Raw genomic sequence first — 567 nt, forward strand, 5'->3', positions numbered from 1 at the left:
CCGCGTCGGGAGTGCGTGCCGGCGCCGACTTGGCCTCCGGCGTCTCAATCCGCTGGCCGTACTGCGGAGGGCCGGGACGTTCCGGCACGGTGTAGCCGCCGGTGCGCGACGACGGTCTGGGTCCGTCCGCGTCAAAGTTCATGATCGTGTTGGCGTTCCGGCCGGACGGCGTCTCCACATCGAAGCGGTGCCCGGTAGTGTAACCGCCGCCCGCGGTAGCCAGGCGCGGGCCGCCCAGCGCGTTCGCCAGGTTGTCCGTGCCGGTGCGCAGCGACGTCGTGAAGTTGTCCGCGCCGGCGCGCAGGCCCGAGGCGGCGTGGCGCAGCCCGTCGGTGAAAGCGTGGCCGGCGGTGCTGACGTAGGGGCGGACCGTGCCGGTGACCGTCTTGAAGCCGCTGGTCGTGACATCGATGGCAGTGAACTTGAAGTTGGTGGAGAAATCGATGGCGCGGGTGGTCAGGCCCGCGGTCTTGGACAGGCCGGAGAAGTCCAGCACCTTGGCCGCTGCCCCGCCGGCCCGACTGACCGCGGTGACCTTGTTGGCCACGCCGCCGGCCTTGGCCACGG

1 protein-coding gene is annotated in these 567 nt (G+C 71.3%); it reads right to left on the reverse strand.

Annotated elements, in window-relative coordinates; genetic code table 11:
- Positions 1-547 (reverse strand): hypothetical protein (locus AC5RUJ_RS18070; RefSeq protein ID WP_494156494.1); only part of this gene is annotated, 547 nt, incomplete at its 3' end.
- Positions 548-567: the final 20 nt, after the last annotated feature.

The organism is Arthrobacter sp. Y3223164 (assembly GCF_059091005.1).